Genomic DNA, 20,153 nt, shown 5'->3' with positions numbered 1-20,153 from the left:
ACTCCGTTCGCATCGGCCGCCGCCGGAACGGGCGGCTGGTTCGGTCGTCAGAGGCAATGTCGGTCGTCGTCACGGCCCCGTCAGCGCGCCGGCTCGGTCAGCGCGGCCAGCTCCGTCATCGCGGCGAGGAAGGCATCGGTCTCCTCGGGCGTACCGGCGGTCACCCGCAGCCAGCCGGTCAGTCCGACGTCGCGCACCAGCACACCACGCTCCAGCAGCGCGCGCCAGACCCGCCGCTGGTCGCCGCCGACCGCGAACAGCACGAAGTTGGCGTCGCTGTCGGCGACCGTCAGTCCGAGCCGACGCAAGTCGGCCACGATCCGGTCCCGCTGTTCCATGATCACACGTACGCTGCCGAGCAGCGCGTCGCGGTGCGCCAGCGCGGCCCGGGCCGCCGCCTGGGTCAGCGCCGAGAGGTGGTACGGCAACCGGACCAACTGCACCGCGTCCACCACGGCCGGATGCGCCGCCAGGTAGCCGAGCCGCCCGCCGGCGAACCCGAACGCCTTGCTCATCGTCCGGGTCACCACCAGCCGGGGATGCGCCGACAGCAGGGTCAGCGCGCTAGGCGTACCGGCGCGGGCGAACTCGGCGTACGCCTCGTCGACCACCACGATGCCCGGCGCGGCGTCGAGTACCGCGGTGATCACGGCCGGATCGAGCGCGGTGCCGGTCGGGTTGTTGGGTGAGCAGAGGAACACCAGATCCGGCTGGTCCGCCGCGACCTGGGCGGCGGCGTCCGTGGCGGTCAGCGCGAAATCCGGGCCGCGCCGGCCGTCGATCCACCGGGTGCCGGTGCCGAGCGCCAGCAGCGGGTGCATCGAGTACGCCGGGGTGAACCCGAGCGCCACCCGGCCCGGGCCGGCGAAGACCTGCAGAAGCTGCTGCTGGACCTCGTTGGAACCGTTGGCCGCCCACACCCCGGCGGCGGTCAGGTCATGGCCGAGATAGCCGGCCAGGTCGATGCGCAGCGCCACCGCGTCCCGATCCGGGTAGCGGTTGAGCTGGCGCAGTTGCGCGCCGACCGCCGTGGCGATCGCCTCGACGACCCGCTCCGGCACCGGAAACGAGTTCTCGTTGGTGTTGAGCCGGACCGCCACGTCCAGCTGTGGTGCCCCGTACGGGCTGCGTCCGCGCAGGTCGTCGCGGATCGGCAGGTCGTCGAGGGTGATCGGGACGGTCATCGGGACACCGCCGTGCCGTCCGGGCCGCCGGTGCCGCCCGACGTGGCGGTCGCCGGCCGGCCGACGAACCGGGCCTGCACGGCCTGCCCGTGCGCGGGCAGGTCCTCGGCGTTGGCCAGGGTCACCACGTGACCGGCGACGTCGCGCAACGCGTCGGCGTCGTACTCGACCAGGTGGATACCGCGCAGGAACGACTGCACCGACAGACCGGAGGAGTGCCGGGCGCAGCCACCGGTGGGCAGCACGTGGTTGGACCCGGCGCAGTAGTCGCCGAGCGACACCGGCGAGTGCGCGCCGATGAAGATCGCCCCGGCGTTGCGGACCCGCAGGGCCCACTGCCGGGCGTCACGGGTCTGGATCTCCAGGTGCTCGGCGGCGTACGCGTCGACCACGGCCAGCCCGGCGGCCAGGTCGTCGACGAGTACGATGCCGGACTGCTCCCCGCGCAGCGCGATGCCGATCCGGTCGGCGTGCTTGGTCGCCGGCACCTGCCGGGCGAGTTCCCGGTTGACCGCGTCGGCGAGCGCGACCGAATCGGTGACCAGGATGCTCGCCGCGAGCGGGTCGTGCTCGGCCTGACTGATCAGGTCGGCGGCGACGTGCACCGGGTCGGCGGAGTCGTCGGCCAGGATGGCGATCTCGGTCGGACCGGCCTCGGCGTCGATGCCGACCACTCCCCGGAGCAGCCGCTTGGCGGCGGTGACCCAGATGTTGCCCGGTCCGGTGATCATGTCGACCGGGGCGCAGCGCTCGTCGCCGTCCGGGGTGGTGGCGGCACCGTAGCCGAGCAGCGCCACCGCCTGGGCGCCGCCGACGGCGTAGACCTCGTCGACACCGAGCAGGGCGCAGGCGGCGAGCACCCGCGGATCCGGCAGCCCGTCGTTGTCGCGCTGCGGCGGGCTGGCCACGACCAGCGAGTCCACCCCGGCGACCTGGGCCGGCACCACGTTCATCACCACGGTCGACGGGTACATGGCCAGTCCACCGGGCACGTACAGGCCGACCCGACCGACCGGCACCCACCGTTCGGTAACGGTGCCGCCCGGCACCACGTCGGTGGTGACGTCGACGCGGCGCTGGTCGGCGTGCACCCGGCGGGTCCGGGCGATGCACTCCAGCAGGGCGGACCGGATCTGCGGATCGAGGTCGCGCTCGGCGGCGGCGATCGTCTCGACCGGGACCCGCAACCGCTGCGGGCTGACCCCGTCGAATCGTTGCGCGGCGTCGCGGATCGCCGGGTAACCATGCTCGCGGACCGCCTCGACGACGCCGCGAATCTGTTCCACGGCGGCGGAGACGTCAAGCTGGGCACGGGGCAGCAGGCCGCGCACGTCGCGCGTCCCGCCTCGCAGGTCGATCCGGTTCAGCACGCCTGTGAGTCTAGGCGGCCTCCCACCAACCGGACGCTGGCCGTCCAGCCGACGGGACGGTGAGCGTGGCCACGCTAAAGTCGACCGGTGGGTCAGCGGCTGCCGGTCTTTCCGCTCGGGACGGTGCTCTTCCCCGGGTTGGTGCTGCCCTTGCACATCTTCGAGGACCGCTACCGGCAACTCGTCCGTGATCTGACGAGTCTGCCGGAGGGGGTGACCCGGGAGTTCGGGGTGGTGGCGATCCGCCGAGGCTGGGAGGCGCTGCCGACCGCGGGCCCGCCCGGCGTGCCGGGGCCGAGCACGGTGAGCCTGCACGAGGTGGGCTGCACCGCCGAGCTACGACAGGTCACCGAGTTGCCCAACGGCCGGTTCGACATCGTCACCGTCGGCCGGCGCCGGTTCCGGATCACCGACCTGCCCGAGGACCCGGCCGCTTATCTGACGGCGTCGGTGCAGTGGCTGCCGGAACCGGCTGGTCAGGAGGAGATGGCCGACCGGCTCGTCCCGCAGGTGCTCGCGGTGTTCCGGCAATACCTGGAACTGGTCCGTACCGACTCGGCGGAGATCACCGAGCAACTACCGGAACAGCCGACCGTGGTATCGCACCTGGTGGCGGCGACCACCGCCCTGACGATCGGCGAGCGGCAGGCGCTGCTGGCCGAACTGGACACGGCCCGGCGGCTGCGCGCCGAGCTGCGGATCCTCAATCGGGAGATCGCGTTGCTGCGTCGGGTCCGGGCGGTGCCGGTTCCGCTGCCGGAGATGGCGGTGCCGGCGAGCCCGAACTGACCACCGGGTCAGACGCGGTGACCGGGCCTGGGACGGCAGCCGGGTCCGATGCGGCGATCGGATCCGATGCGGCAATCGGATCTCGGTCGGCCACCAGATCGGGTGCGACGACCGGGTCCGGTTCGGGCCGCAGCCCGGGGTGGCGGGACCAGCCGGCCGCCATGGTGTAGACGAGGACCGCCCCGAACGCCGGGGCCAGGAAGGCACCGCTCACCGCTGGAAGTACCCCGAACCACATGTCGAAGGCACCCGCCTGCAGGTCGGGCGGTCGGTGCAGGGCGTCGCCGAGTTCAGCGGCCGCCAGCGCGCTCCGATAGTCGTCCAGCCCGATCTGTCGACCGAGTCCCCAGGCGAGCGCCGCCGCGCCGACCCCGCCGAACCCCACCGCGAACAGGCCGAGCGGGCCACGAAGTCGGGGCAGCACCGCCCAGACCAGGACGCCGGCGACGATACCGAACCCGAGCCCGAGGAATCCGAACCACCCGTCGGCGGCGACGAAGTACTCGGGCTCCCCACCGCGTACCGCCGCGCCCTGTTCGGTCTTGACCACCGGGATCCAGGGCGCGAGCATCGACCAGAGGACACCGAGCGCCACCCCACCGATGGTCATCGCCACGGAGACGGACGCCGCCGCGAGCCAGCCGCCGCGCCGGGCCGGTGCGGCCCGGCCTGCGCCGGGCCGCCCGCTCGCGGGCCCGTCGGCGGCCGGGGCGGCAGCCGGGGCGGCGACTTCTCCAGCGGAGCCGGCCGGGGGCGGATCGTCGGCTGGATCGTCGGCCGGATCGGCGTCGGTGGTGGAGCTCACCCGATGATCCTCTCAGGTGTCAGCCGGCCACGGCGGCAGGGCCGAGGAGTGCCTTGAGGTCGGCCATGAGCGCGGTGGTGGGAGCCACCCGGTGCGGGCCGAGGCGTAGCAGGGTGGCGCGGCTGCCGTTGACGAGTTTGACGTGGACCTCGGCGGAGCCGGGATGGCTGGTGAGTACGTCGCGGAGCCCTTCGACCAGGGGTGGGGTGCAGCGCGCCGGGGGCAGGGTGATCACGATCGGTTTGATCTCGTCGGCGGCGGTGATCTCGGGAACCGACAGGTCCATGGCCATCAGGCGGGGTTGGTCGTCGCGGCGGTCGACACGACCTTTGACCACGACGATGGCGTCCTCGGCGATGTACTGGCCGACGACCTCGTAGGTGTTGGGGAAGAACAGCACCTCGACCGCGCCGCCGAGGTCTTCCAGGGTGGCCGACGCCCAGGCCCGGCCCTGTTTGGTGATCCGGCGCTGCACCCCGGACAGGATGCCGGCCAGGTTGAGTACGGTGCCGTCGGCGACCGCGCCGTCCTCGGCGAGGGCGGCGATCGACATGTCGGCGGCGTTGGCGAGGATGTGTTCCACCCCGAACAGCGGGTGGTCGGAGACGTAGAGGCCGAGCATTTCGCGTTCGAAGGTGAGCAGGTCGGTCTTGTCCCACTCGCTGTCCGGGATCGGCGGGGTGACCACCATGCCACCGCCCGCACCGGCGTCCCCGCCGGCGCCGAACGCGTCGCCGAACAGGTCGTACTGGCCGACCGCCTCGTTGCGTTTGAGGTCCATGAACGAGTCGATCGCGTCGGCGTGCACGGTCAACAGCCCTTTGCGGGTGTGCCCCAACGAGTCGAACGCGCCGGCTTTGATCAGCGACTCGACGGTACGTTTGTTGCAGGCGACCGCGTCGACCTTGCGGAGGAAGTCGTAGAAGTCGGTGTAGGCGTCCTTGGCCTTGCGGGCCCGGGCGATCGCCTCCACGACGTTGGTGCCGACGTTACGCACGGCCGCGAGCCCGAACCGGATGTCGGAGCCGACGGCGGTGAACCGGGCACCGGAGGCGTTGACGTCCGGCGGCAGCACCTTGATCTTCATCCGGCGGCACTCCGCCAGGTAGACGGCGGCCTTGTCCTTGTCGTCGCCGACGCTGGTCAGCAGGGCGGCCATGTACTCGGCCGGATAGTTGGCCTTCAGATAGGCCGTCCAGTAGGAGACCAGACCGTAGCCGGCGGTGTGGGCCTTGTTGAACGCGTAGTCGGAGAACGGGACGAGGATGTCCCAGAGCGTCTTGATCGCCTCGTCGGAGTAGCCGTTGTCCCGCATGCCCTGGGAGAACGGGACGTACTCCTTGTCCAGGATCTCCTTCTTCTTCTTGCCCATCGCCCGGCGCAGCAGGTCGGCGGCGCCCAGGGTGTAGCCGGCCAACTGCTGGGCGATCGCCATGACCTGTTCCTGGTAGACGATCAGACCGTAGGTGTCGCCCAGGATGTCGGCGAGCGGTTCGGCGAGTTCGGGGTGGATCGGCACCACCGGTTTACGGTTGTTCTTGCGGTCGGCGTACTCGTTGTGCGCGTTGGCGCCCATCGGACCCGGCCGGTACAGCGCCAGGACGGCGGAGATGTCCTCGAAGTTGTCCGGCACCATCGACCGCAGCAGTGACCGCATCGGCCCGCCGTCGAGCTGGAACACGCCGAGCGTGTCGCCCCGGGCCAGCAGCTCGTAGGCGCGTTTGTCGTCCAGCGGCAACTCCTCGAGGACCAGGTCCAGGCCGCGGTTGTCCTTGATCCCGGCCAGGCAGTCGTCCATCACGGTCAGGTTGCGCAAGCCCAGGAAGTCCATCTTCAGCAGGCCGATGGACTCGCAGGCGCCCATGTCCCACTGGGTGATGATCGCCCCGTCCTGTTCCCGTTTCTGGATCGGCAGCACGTCGACCAGGGGGTCGCGGGACAGGATCACCCCGGCGGCGTGCACGCCCCACTGCCGCTTGAGTCCTTCCAGGCCCTTGGCCGTGTCGACGATCTTGCGGACCTCGCCGTCGGACTCGTACAACGACCGGAACTCGGCCGCCTCCGGGTAGCGGGGGTGTTTCGGGTCGAAGATGCCGGTCAGCGGGATGTCCTTGCCCATCACCGGCGGTGGCATCGCCTTGGTGATCCGGTCGCCCATCGCGAACGGGTAGCCGAGCACCCGGGCCGCGTCCTTGATCGCCGCCTTCGCCTTGATCGTGCCGTACGTGATGATCTGCGCGACCCGTTCCTCGCCGTACCGCTCGGTCGCGTACCGGATCATGTCGCCGCGCCGACGCTCGTCGAAGTCCATGTCGATGTCCGGCATCGACACCCGGTCCGGGTTGAGGAACCGTTCGAACAGCAGGCCGTGCGGAATCGGATCCAGTTCGGTGATCCCCAGTGCGTACGCGATCAGCGCGCCGGCCGCCGAGCCACGGCCCGGGCCGACCCGGATGCCTTCCCGTTTCGCGTACGCCACCAGGTCGGCGGTGACGAGGAAGTATCCGGGAAAGCCCATCTTGAGAATGACGTCGAGCTCGTACTCGGCCTGTTTGCGGTGCCCCTCGGGCACCCCGCCGGGAAACCGGCGGTCCAGACCGCGCAGCACCTCGGCGCGCAGGAACGACTCCTCGGTCTCGCCGGCCGGGACCGGGAACTGCGGCATCAGGTCCCGGGAGGCGAACAACGCCGAATAGTCGCCGATCTTCTCCGCGATCTCCAGGGTGTTGTCACACGCCCCCGGCACCTCGGCGTCCCACAGTTTACGCATCTCGGCCGGTGACTTCAGATAGAAGTCGCGGGCGTCGAACTTGAACCGCTTGGGATCCGCCATCGTCGACCCGGACTGGACACACAACAACACCTCGTGCGCTTCGGCGTCCCGCTCGTGCGTGTAATGCAGATCGTTCGTCGCGATCGGCTTCAGATTGAGCCGTTTACCGAGCCGGATCAGATCGGTCCGGATCCGGGTCTCGATGTCGAGTCCGTGATCCATCAACTCCAGATAGAAGTTGTCCGCGCCGAAGATGTCGCGGAACTCGGCCGCCGACTCGCACGCCTTGTCGAAATTCCCGATCCGCAACCACGTCTGGACCTCACCGGAGGGGCAGCCGGTCGTCGCGATGATCCCCTTGCCGTACTGGTGCAGCAACTCCCGATCCGCCCGGGGCTTGTAGAAGTAGCCCTCCAGGCTGGCCCGCGACCCCAGCCGGAACAGATTGCGCAGCCCGTCGGCGTCCGCCGCCAACATGGTCATGTGGGTGTAGGCGCCACCACCGGAAACGTCGTTCTCCCCGCCGTCGGCCCACCGTACCCGGGTCCGGTCCCGCCGATCGGTCCCCGGCGTCAGATATGCCTCCAAGCCGATGATCGGCTTCACCCCGGCTCCGGTCGCCTGCTTGAAGAAATCGTACGCCCCGAACAGATTTCCGTGATCGGTCATCGCCAAAGCGGGCATGCCGAGCCGATTCGTCTCGGCGAACAACTCCTTCAATCGGGCCGCCCCGTCGAGCATCGAGTACTCGGTGTGCGTGTGCAGATGTACGAACGAATCGGACACCGACGGCCTCCTTCTCCCTGCTGGCTGCGGCCTAGCGAGCCTAGTCGGGTACCGGCCGTACTGGTACTCGCCGCACCGAGCGGACCGACCAACGTGAGATTGCCGACGTGTCGCACAGCAGGTACGTCCAATCATCGCGCAAAGCAGCGGCGTCACGACTGAACGTCTACGGTCGTTGTGTGACCAGTAGCCACGACACACACACTCTCCGTTCACGCACCCTCCGTTCCAGAATCGGCGGGATCGGAGCCGAGCTCGTCCTCAGTGTCGGTGTCGCGGTCGGCTTTCTCGCCTGGAGCGGCACCATCGAGGTCGACCCGTTGGAACGCCGAGGACAGGTCAGCGGACTGGCCGCGCTGCAGCTCCGTTTCGCCGTGGTCGCGGCACTGCTGGTGATCGCCCTGGTCGTCGCGAACCGGCTGGCCGCACCGGCCCACCGGGCGTACGCCGTCCGCGCCGGCTGCGCCGCGATCGCCGGACTCGCGACCGGTCTGGTGGCCGGCGGAATCGACGTGGCGCTGCGCGGCACCCGGCTGTCGCTGTGGGCCGGCGGCGGAGACTACCAGTGGATCCTCGACTGGACCTCGCGGCTCTGGCGCGGCGAGCAGATCCCGGATCACTACCCGCCGATCATCTTCTGGGTGATCGGCGGCTGGGCCAGACTCACCGACGAACCGATGATCTTGGCGCTGAAGGACATCCAACTGGTCGGCACGGCGCTGTTCGGACCGGCCGCCTACCTGGCCTGGCGGCTGGTGCTACGGCCGGTGTGGGCACTGACGATCGGCGTGGTCGCGATGCTGCCGCTGATCGAACCGGTCAAGCCGTACCCGCAGATCACCCTGGTCATGTTGATCCCGGTCCTGGTCCGCGTCCTGGCCATCGTACGCCGCGCCGACACCCTGACCGTTCGCCGGGCGCTACTGGCCGGCGCCGTCACCGGGGCCGGAATCGGCCTGCTCTTCCTGCTTTACTCGGGGTGGTTCGTCTGGTGCGCCGCCGGGGTGGTCGTCGCGGCGGCGCTGCTGGCACCCTGGCGGTCCGGTTGGCGCCGGTTGCTCGTCTTCGGCGGTACCACGACGGTCACCTTCGTCGTGGTCGGCTGGGTGCATCTTCGTGGTCTGCTGGCCCCGACCGGCGGCACGTCCGACGACTACTTCTACTTCGACACCGACACCGAACCCGCGTACATCGCCATGTGGCGCAACGACCGACCAGCCGACGTCGGCCCGGTCTGGCCGCCGGTGGGTGAACTCGGTGGCGTCGGGGTGTTCACCCTGCTGCTCGTCGCCGGGCTCGGGCTGGCGCTCGCCTGGGGCTGGCGGCACACGATCGTGATCACCGCCGGCGCCTGCGCGGCCAGCGCCTGGTTCATCCGGATGTGGCTGGCGAGCGAACAGTGGCAGACCCAGACGGTACGGCTGTACCCCCGTACCACCGCGGTGGTGCTCTACTGCCTGCTGATCCTCACCGGGTTCGGGGTGCTGCTCGCCGTGCGCTGGTGGCGGAGCCGAGATCCGGCCGGTGCCGGCACGGCCACGGCGCCCACCGGGCTGCTGCTGATTCCCCTGCTGTTCCTGTTCGCCTCCGCCGGGTCCGCCACCGTCGACCGGTACATGCCCGACGAACGCACCGACCACGCCGGCTACTTCGCCTGGATCGCGCACCTGCAGCCGTACCCGGACGGACAGTGCTCGCGATGGGGCGCGATCCACGGCTGCGAACCGGTGCCGGACCGCAACCGGTGACACCAGATCACCCAACTGGATCAGGACACGGCCGGCCCGCTGGATCAGGCCACGGCCGAGACGCTGGATCAGCCCCACGGCCGGCCCGCTGGGTCAGCGGACGAACGGCTCGAGCATGATCGACGCCGCCTGCAACCAGGCCTGCCGGGTCTCCGGCTGCAACTGGACGTACTCGATCGACGACCCGGTCTCCAACGCCGGGTCGTACGGCACCACCGCGACCGCCCGGGTACGGGTGGCGAAGTGCCGACGGAGGTCCTCCAGCAGTGGCGCCGGTCCCGGCGTCGGGCAGGACAACAGCGTCACCGCGTTCTCCACCAGGTCGCCCATGCCGACGTCGTGCAACAGGTCCAGCATCCAGTCGGCGGTGAACGCGGCGTCCTCGCGCGGCACACAGGTCACCACCAACTGGTCGGCGGCCTGCAGCACGGTCTGCCAGTTGGCGCTCTCCACGTTGTTGCCGGTGTCCACGCAGATCACGTCATGGGTACGGCGGAGCAGTTCCAGGACCCGGCGGACGGTCTGTGGATCGAGGCGCTGGGCGAACCGCGGGCTCTCCTCTCCGGCCAGTACGTCGTACGACCCGTCCGAGGCATGTCGCAGATAGTCGTCGAGCCGGTCGGTCAGCTCGTATCCGTGCGACGCCTCGATCTCCACCAGATCCGAGATCAGGTGCCGGATCGTCCGCGCGTGGCGGGCGCTGCCGGCCCGCAGGCCGAGCGTGCCGCGCAGTTCGTTGTCGTCCCACGCGAGCACCCCCCGCCCCCGGACGCTGCCGATGGTCGCGGCGGCCAGCACGGTCGCGGTGGTCTTGTGCACCCCACCCTTGGGGTTGGCGAACGCCAGCACGCGTGGGATGCCCAGGTTGCGCCGCAGGACGCCGACCGCCCGGTCGACTTCGGCGTCGGGGCGGCTTTCCCGCCATTCGATCCGGGCGGGATAGCCGCCACCGTCCGCCGGTGTGGCGTAGCCCGGATTCGCCCCGCCGGATGCGGGATAGCCCGGGTCCGCAGCGGGACGGCCCGGATCGGGACCGGGATAGCCCGGGTCCGCAGCGGGACGGCCCGGATCGGGACCGGGATAGCCCGGGTCCGCAGCGGGACGGCCCGGATCGGGACCGGGATAGCCCGGGTCCGCAGCGGGACGGCCCGGATCGGGACCGGGCCGGCGCGGATGGTGCGGATCGGGACCGGGCCGGCCGGAGTAGCCGCCCGGGCCACTCGGCGCGGGGTAATCGGGCTGCCGCCGGCCGATGTTCGGGCTGCCCGGGTAAGGCGGGTCCGCAACGCTGGGACGGCCGGCCGCCTGAGCGGGCGGATAGCCGGCGCCCCCGTGACCGGCCGGATGGTCAGGGGCCGCCGGAGCAGTCGGATACTCCGGACGGATCGGATGGCCGCCGCGCTCCGGAGCGTTACCCGGCATCACCGGGTAGGTCGGCGAGACACCGGCGCCGCCCGGGGCGAGCGCCTCGTACCGGCCGGCACCGGGCCCGGGTGGGAAGAACTGCTGCGAGTCGCTGGCGTACCGCAACTCGGCGGGCCAGCCCTCATCGTCGGGGCGGCGGTCGTCGACCGGCGGGCGCCCCTGTTGCGCACCGCGCGCCGGTTGCGTCGGGTGGCCGGGCACCGTGGCGGAGCCGTTCGCCGGCGGCCCGACACCCCGGCCGTTCTCCCGTGGCCGGGGTACCCCCTCGTTACGGTCCTGGACCTCGGGCTGCTCGCCGGTGCGTCCGCCGTGTCGGGCACGGTCGAGCAGCGCACGCCACCGCGGCGCTGGTTCCGCAGGCCGGCCCCAGCCGGTCTCGGTGCCCTCCACGGTCCACCCTCCCAGCGCTATCGGTCCCCGCCTGACAGGCTACGAAGCAAACCTGGTTCAGGCCATACCGCGAGAGGCTATGGAACGCCTCGACGCGTTTTCTCCGCTGGTCGCCCAAACCAGCCGGACGTCCGTCACCCGACGATGGTCGAAATGACACCGGGGGTAGCCTACGGAACCGGCGTCGGGCCCGTGGCCGCAGGCCGACCCTCCGGCTCGGGATCCGACCGGCTGGTCACCGACCACCGTCCAGCGCCGGTACGTCTGACGTCCGGTCACCGTCGCGGCCGTTCCCGCTGGTCGAGTCGACCGGGCCGCTGCCCGCCGGGACACCGATGATCAACCCGCCGGTGGTCAGCGAGTCGTCGCCGGCCGGGACGACGTCGACGTACTCCGGCAGCGGGGGCAGGAACACCGCCCGGTCGAGCCGGTGGACCTCGGGTGCCGGATCGACCGCGCGGACCTCGACCAGGCCGGCCAACGAACGCAGGCCGTCGGGGTCGCCCTGCACAACGGCCGCGTAGACACAGGCGCAGTGCGCCCGGTAGGACTGGGCTTCGGCGGTGGCGACCCGGGCTCCGGTGTCGTAGAGCCGCCACAGGTCCAGGTCAGCGGCGCGACCAAGGTCGGCGGCGCGAACCCGGTAGTCGCTGGCTTCCCGCTGCTTGCGCTCGGCCACCTGGTCCATCCCGATGAGCACGTCCTCGGGCAGCCGGAACGCCGGCATCCGGACGACCTGGGTCTGGGTGTCCGCCAGCGGCACCCTGGTGTAGACCTCGACAACGGACACTCCGGCCAGGACGGATGCCAGCCGATCGGGCGGCAGGTACTCGCCGAAGACCACCAGGGCGTAGGTCTGCGCCGACCCTACTGGATCGGCGGTCGGCGGCGTCGCGGCCATCGCGTCGAGTTCGCCGTCGGCGGCCCGTAGATAGTCCGGAATGGACTCCCCTTCGGCGACCCCGACCTGGACGATGTCGCCGACCACACCGACTCCGCCGTCCGGCGTACGGTCGGCGGCCCAGACCGCCGTGACGAGCACGGCACTGACCGCCAGGACGGCCACCCCGAGGAGGACCTGCGGCCGCATCGGACGTTGGGTCAGCCGTACGGCGACGTCGACCAGGAGAGGCAACAGTCGCCTGTCGATCTGCCGCAACCGTTCGCCGGCACGCACGGACGACTCCCCTTCCCGTGGGGTGAAGCGGACGATCGCACCATCGCGACAGGATGGAGTCAGTCGCCGAGTCTCGCTAGAGCACCCTTCAAGTCGTCAGGGTAGTCGCTGCGGAAGTGAACTTCTTCGGCCGTACGGGGGTGTAGGAAGCTGAGCGCACGGGCATGCAACCACTGCCGGGTCAGACCGAGTCTGCCGGCGAGTGTCGGATCGGCACCGTACGTCAGGTCACCCACGCACGGGTGGCGCAGCGCGGAGAAGTGCACCCGGATCTGGTGGGTCCGGCCGGTCTCGAGCCGGATGTCGACCAGGCTGGCCGAGGGGAAGGCCTCGACGGTCTCGTAGTGGGTGACGCTGGGTTTACCTCCGGACACCACTGCCCATCGGTAGTCGTGCTGCGGATGGCGGTCGATCGGTGCGTCGATGGTGCCGCGCAGCGGGTCGAGATGCCCCTGCACGACGGCGTGATACCGCTTGTCCACCTCGCGTTCCTTGAAGGCGCGCTTGAGCACCGAATACGCGTGTTCGCTCTTGGCCACCACCATCAGTCCGCTGGTACCCACGTCGAGGCGGTGCACGATGCCCTGCCGCTCGGCGGCTCCGCTGGTCGCCACGGTGTGACCGGCGGCGGCCAGGCCACTGAGTACGGTCGGCCCGGTCCAACCCGGGCTGGAGTGGGCCGCGACACCGACCGGCTTGTCGACCACGACGATGTCGGCGTCGGCATACACGACCCGCAGACCGTCCACCGCCTGCGGGGTCACGACCGGCGCGACGGCGGGGGCGGGGAGGGTCACCTCCAGCCAGGATCCGGCGGAGACCCGGTCCGACTTCTGCCGGGTGACTCCGTCGAGCGCGGCGTCGCCGGATTCGACGAGCGCCGCCGCCGCCGTGCGGGACAGCCCGAAGAGTCGGGAGACGGCCTGGTCGAGCCGGATGCCGTCGAGGCCTTCGGGTACCGGCAGGGACCGCCGGTCGCCGGACGAACCGAGACGTGTGGGTGAACTCATCGTCGCTCCCGTGCGGTCAGTCGGCGGCCGTCCCGTTGTCGGCCGGTCAGTTCCAGTCCCACGGCGAGGATGACCCCGGTGACCAGAGCGCTGTCGGCGATGTTGAAGATCGGCCATATCTGACCGCGCGGGTCGAAGAGGCTGAACATGTCCACCACGTGGCCGAGGAACGGACCTGGTGCCCGGAACACCCGGTCGAGGAAGTTGCCCAACGCCCCGCCGAGAACCAGCCCGAGGGAGATCGCCCAGGGCACCGAACGCAGGCTGCGGGCCAACCAGCCGATCCAGCCGATGACCACCAACGTCACCAGGGAGAACACCCAGGTGTAGTCGGCGCCCAGGCTGAACGCCGCGCCGCTGTTGCGGATCAGGGTGAGGTAGAGGGCACCACCGAGCAGCCGGACCGGCTCCCGGTCGGCCAGCAGACTCAGCGCGAGCTGCTTGGTGCCGAGATCGACGAGCAACGCCACGACAGCCACGGCCGCGAGAACCGTCAGGACACGCCGATCATGGCCGGACGGCGTCGCGACGGGGTCGCCGCCCGGGTGCCCTGCGGCGACCTGATTCCGATCGGCGGACAGCGGCCTCTCCCTTCGTCAGCGGGAGCGGCCACCGGACCGGGAGCTCGCCGGCCGGTCCGGGCGTGCGCCGAGGGTCAGCGCCGCTCCTGGATCTGCTTACATGACACGCAGAGCGTCGCCGAAGGAAAGGCGGCGAGCCGTTCGACCGGGATGTCCGTGCCGCACCGCTCACACCAGCCGTAGTTGCCCTCGGCCAACCGCTCAAGTGCCCGTTCCACCTGGTTGATGCGCTCCAGGATGCTGTTGGCGAGTGAGATCTCCTGCTCGCGCTCGAACGTCTTGGTGCCGGTGTCGGCTTGGTCGTCGCCGGCCGAGTCGGTCAGCCGCTCGCGTTGCAGCTCGGTGATCTCGCTCAGCGTCTGATCATACTCGGTACGCAGCTCGTCCCGACGCGCCTGGAGCGCAGACTGGATCTTGGTCGTCTCGGCAGCGCCGCGCGCCGCCCGGGGTGCCGGTTTGCGGGCGGCGGTCTTCGTATCGGCTGGCTTCACCATCGTCGCTCCCTCAGCCGCGTCCCGCGCGGCGATCGGCAGTGCCTGGACGGGATCCTCCGGCGTCGGACGAGACGAGCACGGCCGTGTTCCCACGCCGGGTTTCCCCGTGCGGAGGCACCGCCACCGCCACCTCGACCATGCTGCCCCCGATGCACAAAACGGGCGTACAACGGGGTCGTTGCACACTCCGGAGATTCGCAAGGATACGGAACGTGAAGGCATCCGACAACATCACCGCTCCGTAAGACCTGGACTGCACTGATTTGTCCCCCGCATACCGGGCGGATGGCACGTTAGCAGGTCAGGAGCCCGTCAAGCCCACGAACGAGACAAGACGCGGCGACCCGCGCAGTGCCGCCGGCGACCCGCGCAGTGCCGCCGGCGACCCGTCACGACGCCCCGTCCCGCAGGCGCCGCAACCGTGCCCGCGCCCCGGACCCGACGCTCCGGCCGGCGGCGACGACGTCGACCGTGAAGACCTTGTCGCGACTGTTGGCGCCGACCCGCAGCGACACCCACTTCGGCGGTACGTCGAGCGCGTCCGCGAGCGCCCGCCGGGCCGCCTCGGTGGCCCGGCCGTCGACGGCGGGAGCGTGTACCGCGATGACGAGAGCGGGGCCGTGTGGCCCTTCGTGACACCCGCCCACCATGGGTCGCGCGGACGCCGGCTTGACCCGGACTGCCACCGTCAGCTCCGTGTCGGGTGGGGGCACGGCGACCAGACCGATCGGCTCAGACCCGGCCCGACTCGGCGAGCAGGGCGCTGTTCGGCGTGCAGAGACCGCACGGAGTGAACCCCAGCTCGATCGCTTCACCGACCGGCAGAGCCTCGCCGTCGCGGGCCATCAGGTGGACGCAGTCGTCCCGGTGGTAACGCGGCCGGCCGTCGACCACGACCACGTCCACGGGCAACCGCGCCACTCGGGCGCTGTCCGCCGCGCTCGTCGCCTCAGCGGCGGGCTCGTCCGGCGGATCGTCGTCGGCCAGCGCCACCCGGGAAGCATCGGGAACGTACGCCGAGCCGGTGGTGTCGTCTCCGGAGCCGGCCGTACCGGCCGAGGAGCGCACGGCCGACGCCGGCCGGTCCACGTCGGGATCCCGGCGACCGGAGTCCGTGGCGCGGGACGAGTCCGTGGTGTGTGACGCTGCCGGCCCGGATCGCATCGTGGGTACGCCACCGGTAGCCGTCCGCCACCGCTCGCCCTCGGATCCCGGGTCACCGCGCGACGGGATGTCGTCGGCACGGGTGGCCGGATCACCAGCACGCGTCGTCCACGGGTCATCGGCCGGAGCCGGCTCACGCGGTGCCGAGTCGCCTCGCGAGGCTGCTTGCCGTGCCCCGACCACCAAGGCCACCGCAGCCAGCAGGCTGGCCACGATCGAACCGATCAGCAGCATGCTGGAGCCGCTCGCCAGGCCGAGCACGAGCAGCGTGACGGCGACGAGGATGAGCAGCAGACTTCCTACTATCACGGCTCACCCCCGCCGCGTCGCTGTGTCGTGACCCCCGTGGAAGACCGGGGCCTCAGCGGCCCGCCTCGAGCGCGCTGGACCGTCCGCCACCGTACGAGCTGGCCAGCCCGGCGGCGGCGAGACCACCCGAACCGCCGGCGGAGCGACCGCCCTCGACCCGGCCCATCTCGGCTTCGAGGCCCTGGCCGCGACCGTCGAGGTCACGCAGCTGGCTCTCCAGGTACGCCTTGAGCCGGGTGCGGTACTCCCGCTCGAACTGCTTGAGCTCCTCGATGTGCTTCTGCAGCGCGGTGCGCTTGGCATCCAGCCCACCCATCGCCTCCTGGTGACGCTGCCGGGCGTCCCGCTCCAACGCGTCCGCCTTGGCACGTGCCTCGCGGGTGACCTCCTCCGCCTTGGTACGGGCGTCGGACAGCAGCTTGTCGGCTTCCCGACGGGCGTCGGAGACATGGTCGTCAGCGGTGCGCTGGGCCATCATCAGCACCCGCAGCGCCTGCTGCTCGCCGTCGCCACCGACCCCGCCCGGGCCACCGGTCGACCGGACCTGCTCGAGCTCGGCCTGCATGGCGCGGGCCGCCTGCTCGGCGGCGGCCTTGTCCCGCTGCACCCGGTCGAGCTGGGCCTTGAGGTCGTTCAGCTCCGCCGCCAGCCGCGGGTCAGCGCCAGGACCAGCCGGACCACCACGGCCACCGCGCTCCACCTGGGCGCGCAGCTCGTTGTTCTCCTCGATCAGACGGGCGAGCTCGCGCTCGACCTCGTCCAGGAAGGCGTCGACCTCCTCCTCGTCGTACCCCCGCTTGCCGATCGGAGGTTTTTTGAAGGCGACGTTGTGAACGTCGGCCGGGGTTAGCGGCATCGAAACTCCTCGGGTCAGTTGCGGCCGCGTAGCGCGCCGGTCAGTTGGTTGCCCTGATCAGCGGCTCCACCACGAACGTGATCAGCACGAACAGGATAACCAGGAGCACAAGGGAGGCCAGGTCGAAGCTCACGGTACCAATTCGCAGTGGTGGGATCACCCGCCTCAACGCCTTAAGGGGCGGATCAGTGACGCTCCACACCGATTCCAATCCCGCCGCGGCCCCCCGCCCGGGTTGCCAGCGTCGTCCGTACTGCAGCACCGCACTCAGGACAAACCTCGCCAACAGGGTGAGTAGAAAGACGTACAGGAGCAGATACAGGACTTGGAACAAGATCGACAACACGGCAGGTGAGGCCCCTCGGTTGGGCTTAGCTCAAGCTGAAAAATCCACCCTCGGCTATCTTGGCCTTGTCCTCCGCGGTGACCTGGACGTTGGCCGGTGAGAGCAGAAACACCCGGTTGGTCACACGTTCGATCGTACCGCGCAGACCGAACGCCAGACCGGCAGCGAAATCAACCAGACGGCGGGCATCCGCCTCGTCCATCTCGGTGAGGTTGATGATCACCGGGGTGCCGTCCCGGAAGTGCTCGCCGATCGTGCGCGCCTCCCGATAGGTCGTCGGGTGCAGCGTGGTGATCTGGTACCGCTGCTCCTCCTCCGCGACCACCATCCGCTCCCGCGCCGCTGGCTGCGGCGCGAGCGCGAGGTTGTCCCGGGTCGGGTAGGTCGACGTGCCGGCCGACTCGGTACCGGCGCGGGTGATCGAACGCACACTCGCACGCTCGGTCCGCTCGGTCCGGTCCACCCGCTCCGTACGGTCGGGATCGACGCCCCGGTGCTCGCGCTCCACGCCCCGCTCCGCACCACGGGAGTGCAGCCGGTCCGACGGACGCAGCCGCTCCACCGTGGGGCGGGCGCGCGGCGGTGGATCGTCCGGCTCGTCGTCGTCGGCGAACTCGTCCGCGTACCTGCTGTCGCGGTAACGCGACTCACGGTAAGTAGATTTCTCGTATCCAGGTTTGTCGTATCCGCCGTCGTCGTAGGCCCGGTCGTCGTCCTCCTCGACCAGGCCCAGCCAGACCCCCGCTTTGCGCAGTGCACCCATCGCCGCGCCCCTCCGTCCGCCGTGCGGCACGCGCCCCCGTGCCGTGCCGCTGTCGCGCGTGAACACTGCAGTGCCCACCGGTCCGAGACGACTCCCCCACCCGTGACCGAGTACGGCCCCGGGCGTCGACCCCCGACGATGGGAGGCCCGCCTCAAACAACACTGATGTAGTTTGGTGTCCGCCGCCAGGCTACCGTAGCGTTGGTCGGTTTCCGAGCAACGCGCTGCCGATCCGGACATGTGTCGCCCCGTTGGCGATCGCCGCCTCCAGGTCGGCGCTCATCCCGGCGGATACCGTCCCAGCTGTCGGGACGACGCCTCTGACCTGGGCAGCGACGTCGGCCAGCCGGGCAAAGGCCGGACCGGGCGGCTGCTGGAGGGGGGCCACCGCCATCACGCCGGCGAGTCGCAAACCAGACTCGGCCCGGATGGCCTCGACGACCGGCCACAGCCCGTACTCGGCATCCGTGGAACCGATCGACACACCTCCCCGGCCCGCCGCGTCGTCCAGGCTGACCTGGACCAGCACGTCAAGCGGTCGGTCCCGGAGCCGGCCGGCGGCGGCGGCCAGGGCTCGGACCAGTCCGACCCGGTCGACCGACTGGACGACGTCGGCGTACGCCGCCACCGAACGGCACTTGTTGCGCTGCAGCTGTCCGATGAAGTGCCATCGCAGCGGCGGCGTCGTCGGATCGGCGGCCAGCGCCGCAGTCTTCGGCGCGGCTTCCTGGTCCCGGTTCTCGCCGACGTCGGTGACACCGAGTTCGGCGAGCAGCCGGACGTCCGAGGCCGGATAGGTCTTGGTGACCGCGACCAGGGTGACGCTGGTGGCGTCGCGACCGGCCAACTCACACGCCGCCGACAACCGGTCCCGCACCCGGGCCAGGTTGCCGGCCAGCTCGGCGTGTCGCCCGGGGCGCGGCAGAGCTACGTCGACCATCGCCGTGGCACCCGACGGGCTCCGGCACCGAAACCGGTGGCCCCGGCCCGGCCGAAACGGGTGATCCGTTCCGGCACCGTCACGAGCCGTTCTTGAGGAAGTCGGGCACGTCGACGTCGTCGAACAGGACCCGACGGGTCGGCTGGGCCGGTGTCTGCGCGGCGGGTGCCGCCGGGCTCGGCTGCGCCGGCGACGCCGTCGGCGGAGCCGGCGGCTTGCGAGGGGCTTCGGCCGGCTTGTACGCCGGGGTGCCGCCGTCGAAGCCGGCCGCGATCACGGTGACCCGGACCTCGTCACCGAGCGCGTCGTCGATCACCGCGCCGAAGATGATGTTGGCGTCGGCGTGCGCCGCGTCGGTGACCAGCTGGGCGGCGTCGTTGATCTCGAACAGCCCCAGGTCGGACCCGCCGGCGATGGAGAGCAACACCCCTCGCGCGCCGTCCATGCTCTGCTCCAGCAGCGGGCTGGAGATGGCCGCTTCGGCGGCCTCCACCGCCCGGTTCTCACCCCGGGCGCTGCCAATGCCCATCAGGGCACTGCCGGCACCGCTCATCACGCTCTTGACGTCGGCGAAGTCGAGGTTGATCAGACCCGGCGTGGTGATCAGGTCGGTGATGCCCTGGACACCGGAGAGCAGCACCTGGTCGGCCTGGCGGAAGGCGTCCATCATGCTGATCCCCCGGTCACCGAGCGCCAGCAGCCGGTCGTTCGGGATGACGATCAGGGTGTCGCACTGGTTGCGCAGCTCCTCGATGCCGGCCTCGGCCTGCACCTGCCGGCGCTTGCCCTCGAACGAGAAGGGCCGGGTGACCACGCCGATGGTCAGCGCGCCGAGCTTGCGGGCGATGTTGGCCACGACCGGCGCGCCGCCGGTGCCGGTGCCGCCGCCCTCCCCGCAGGTGACGAAGACCATGTCGGCGCCCTTGAGCACCTCCTCGATCTCGTCGCGGTGGTCCTCGGCGGCGTTCTTGCCGACGTCCGGGTTGGCTCCCGCGCCGAGCCCGCGGGTCAGCTCCCGGCCGACGTCGAGCTTGACGTCCGCGTCGCTCATCAGCAACGCCTGGGCGTCGGTGTTGATCGCGATGAACTCGACGCCCTTGAGGCCAACCTCGATCATCCGGTTGACGGCGTTGACGCCGCCCCCACCGATTCCGACGACCTTGATGACCGCCAGGTAGTTGTGCGGAGGTGTCATCGGGGTGCCTTCCCTTCGAGATTGGCGGGCGCCGGCCTGACCCGACCC

General features: G+C 70.7%; 18 protein-coding genes. 2 read left to right on the top strand and 16 right to left on the bottom strand.

Features of this window, described 5'->3' with window-relative positions:
- Positions 1-80: 80 nt before the first annotated feature.
- Together O7632_RS14825 and hisD are read right to left on the bottom strand one after the other, a co-directional pair.
- Entirely contained in the window at positions 81-1,184 is a 1,104-nt protein-coding gene (locus tag O7632_RS14825) for a histidinol-phosphate transaminase (RefSeq protein WP_278114892.1), read from the bottom strand.
- A complete protein-coding gene (gene hisD / locus O7632_RS14820) occupies positions 1,181-2,554 on the bottom strand; it encodes a histidinol dehydrogenase (protein WP_278114891.1) in 1,374 nt (457 codons plus the stop codon). The genes O7632_RS14825 and hisD overlap by 4 nt, the downstream gene beginning before the upstream one ends.
- An 87-nt stretch (positions 2,555-2,641) precedes the next feature.
- On the opposite strand from hisD, the gene O7632_RS14815 reads away from it, so the two are divergent.
- A complete protein-coding gene (locus O7632_RS14815) occupies positions 2,642-3,343 on the top strand; it encodes an LON peptidase substrate-binding domain-containing protein (protein ID WP_278114889.1) in 702 nt (233 codons plus the stop codon).
- On the opposite strand, the gene O7632_RS14810 is transcribed toward O7632_RS14815, so the two are convergent.
- The gene (locus O7632_RS14810; RefSeq protein WP_278114887.1) at positions 3,258-4,148 is read right to left on the bottom strand and encodes a DUF2567 domain-containing protein; all 891 of its coding nucleotides are present in this window, start codon (positions 4,146-4,148) and stop codon (positions 3,258-3,260) included. The two genes, O7632_RS14815 and O7632_RS14810, sit on opposite strands and share 86 nt — an antisense overlap.
- Positions 4,149-4,167: 19 nt before the next feature.
- Positions 4,168-7,707: a DNA polymerase III subunit alpha gene (dnaE, locus tag O7632_RS14805; protein WP_278114885.1), complete on the bottom strand. Its 3,540-nt coding sequence runs from the start codon at positions 7,705-7,707 to the stop codon at positions 4,168-4,170.
- A gap of 179 nt (positions 7,708-7,886) precedes the next feature.
- Between dnaE and O7632_RS14800 the strand changes: the two genes are divergently transcribed.
- Complete coding sequence (locus tag O7632_RS14800) at positions 7,887-9,455, top strand: hypothetical protein (protein WP_278114883.1); 1,569 nt, start codon at positions 7,887-7,889, stop codon at positions 9,453-9,455.
- A gap of 93 nt (positions 9,456-9,548) precedes the next feature.
- On the opposite strand, the gene O7632_RS14795 is transcribed toward O7632_RS14800, so the two are convergent.
- From O7632_RS14795 to ftsZ, 12 genes are all read right to left on the bottom strand, one after another.
- Positions 9,549-11,270 (bottom strand): AAA family ATPase, encoded by a 1,722-nt coding sequence (locus O7632_RS14795; RefSeq protein ID WP_278114882.1) that lies wholly within the window; start codon positions 11,268-11,270, stop codon positions 9,549-9,551.
- 235 nt (positions 11,271-11,505) lie between these two features.
- Positions 11,506-12,447, bottom strand: a complete 942-nt coding sequence (locus tag O7632_RS14790) for a hypothetical protein (protein WP_278114881.1) — start codon at positions 12,445-12,447, stop codon at positions 11,506-11,508.
- Positions 12,448-12,506: 59 nt separating this feature from the next.
- Positions 12,507-13,457: an RluA family pseudouridine synthase gene (locus O7632_RS14785; RefSeq protein WP_278114879.1), complete on the bottom strand. Its 951-nt coding sequence runs from the start codon at positions 13,455-13,457 to the stop codon at positions 12,507-12,509.
- Positions 13,454-14,038 (bottom strand): signal peptidase II, encoded by a 585-nt coding sequence (lspA, locus tag O7632_RS14780; protein WP_278120054.1) that lies wholly within the window; start codon positions 14,036-14,038, stop codon positions 13,454-13,456. Before lspA ends, O7632_RS14785 begins: the two co-directional genes overlap by 4 nt.
- Positions 14,039-14,112: 74 nt before the next feature.
- Positions 14,113-14,532 carry a TraR/DksA family transcriptional regulator gene (locus tag O7632_RS14775; protein WP_278114878.1) on the bottom strand — a complete coding sequence of 140 codons (420 nt, stop codon included), beginning with the start codon at positions 14,530-14,532 and terminating at the stop codon, positions 14,113-14,115.
- A gap of 389 nt (positions 14,533-14,921) precedes the next feature.
- A complete protein-coding gene (locus O7632_RS14770; RefSeq protein WP_278114876.1) occupies positions 14,922-15,245 on the bottom strand; it encodes a DUF167 domain-containing protein in 324 nt (107 codons plus the stop codon).
- Positions 15,246-15,264: 19 nt separating this feature from the next.
- On the bottom strand, positions 15,265-16,005 hold the full coding sequence (locus O7632_RS14765) for a hypothetical protein (protein WP_347403576.1): 741 nt from the start codon (positions 16,003-16,005) through the stop codon (positions 15,265-15,267).
- A 52-nt stretch (positions 16,006-16,057) separates the two neighbouring features.
- A complete protein-coding gene (locus O7632_RS14760; RefSeq protein WP_278114875.1) occupies positions 16,058-16,861 on the bottom strand; it encodes a DivIVA domain-containing protein in 804 nt (267 codons plus the stop codon).
- 40 nt (positions 16,862-16,901) lie between these two features.
- Complete coding sequence (locus O7632_RS14755) at positions 16,902-17,207, bottom strand: YggT family protein (protein ID WP_123602596.1); 306 nt, start codon at positions 17,205-17,207, stop codon at positions 16,902-16,904.
- 25 nt (positions 17,208-17,232) lie between these two features.
- A complete protein-coding gene (sepF, locus tag O7632_RS14750) occupies positions 17,233-17,970 on the bottom strand; it encodes a cell division protein SepF (protein WP_278114873.1) in 738 nt (245 codons plus the stop codon).
- 190 nt (positions 17,971-18,160) lie between these two features.
- Complete coding sequence (locus O7632_RS14745; protein WP_278114871.1) at positions 18,161-18,910, bottom strand: YggS family pyridoxal phosphate-dependent enzyme; 750 nt, start codon at positions 18,908-18,910, stop codon at positions 18,161-18,163.
- Positions 18,911-18,989: 79 nt separating this feature from the next.
- Positions 18,990-20,105, bottom strand: a complete 1,116-nt coding sequence (gene ftsZ, locus O7632_RS14740) for a cell division protein FtsZ (protein ID WP_278114869.1) — start codon at positions 20,103-20,105, stop codon at positions 18,990-18,992.
- Between the last annotated feature and the right edge of the window lie 48 nt (positions 20,106-20,153).

The sequence above is a fragment of the Solwaraspora sp. WMMD406 genome, assembly GCF_029626025.1.
Lineage (GTDB): Bacteria > Actinomycetota > Actinomycetes > Mycobacteriales > Micromonosporaceae > Micromonospora_E.
This window is presented reverse-complemented; position numbering and strand designations above follow the sequence as displayed.

Coding starts and splice junctions, on each gene's coding strand:
- O7632_RS14825 (WP_278114892.1), bottom strand. CDS start 1,184: ATGACCGTCCCGATCACCCTCGACGACCTGCCGATCCGCGACGACCTG.
- O7632_RS14785 (WP_278114879.1), bottom strand. CDS start 13,457: ATGAGTTCACCCACACGTCTCGGTTCGTCCGGCGACCGGCGGTCCCTG.
- O7632_RS14775 (WP_278114878.1), bottom strand. CDS start 14,532: ATGGTGAAGCCAGCCGATACGAAGACCGCCGCCCGCAAACCGGCACCC.
- O7632_RS14760 (WP_278114875.1), bottom strand. CDS start 16,861: ATGCCGCTAACCCCGGCCGACGTTCACAACGTCGCCTTCAAAAAACCT.
- sepF (WP_278114873.1), bottom strand. CDS start 17,970: ATGGGTGCACTGCGCAAAGCGGGGGTCTGGCTGGGCCTGGTCGAGGAG.
- O7632_RS14745 (WP_278114871.1), bottom strand. CDS start 18,910: ATGGTCGACGTAGCTCTGCCGCGCCCCGGGCGACACGCCGAGCTGGCC.
- ftsZ (WP_278114869.1), bottom strand. CDS start 20,105: ATGACACCTCCGCACAACTACCTGGCGGTCATCAAGGTCGTCGGAATC.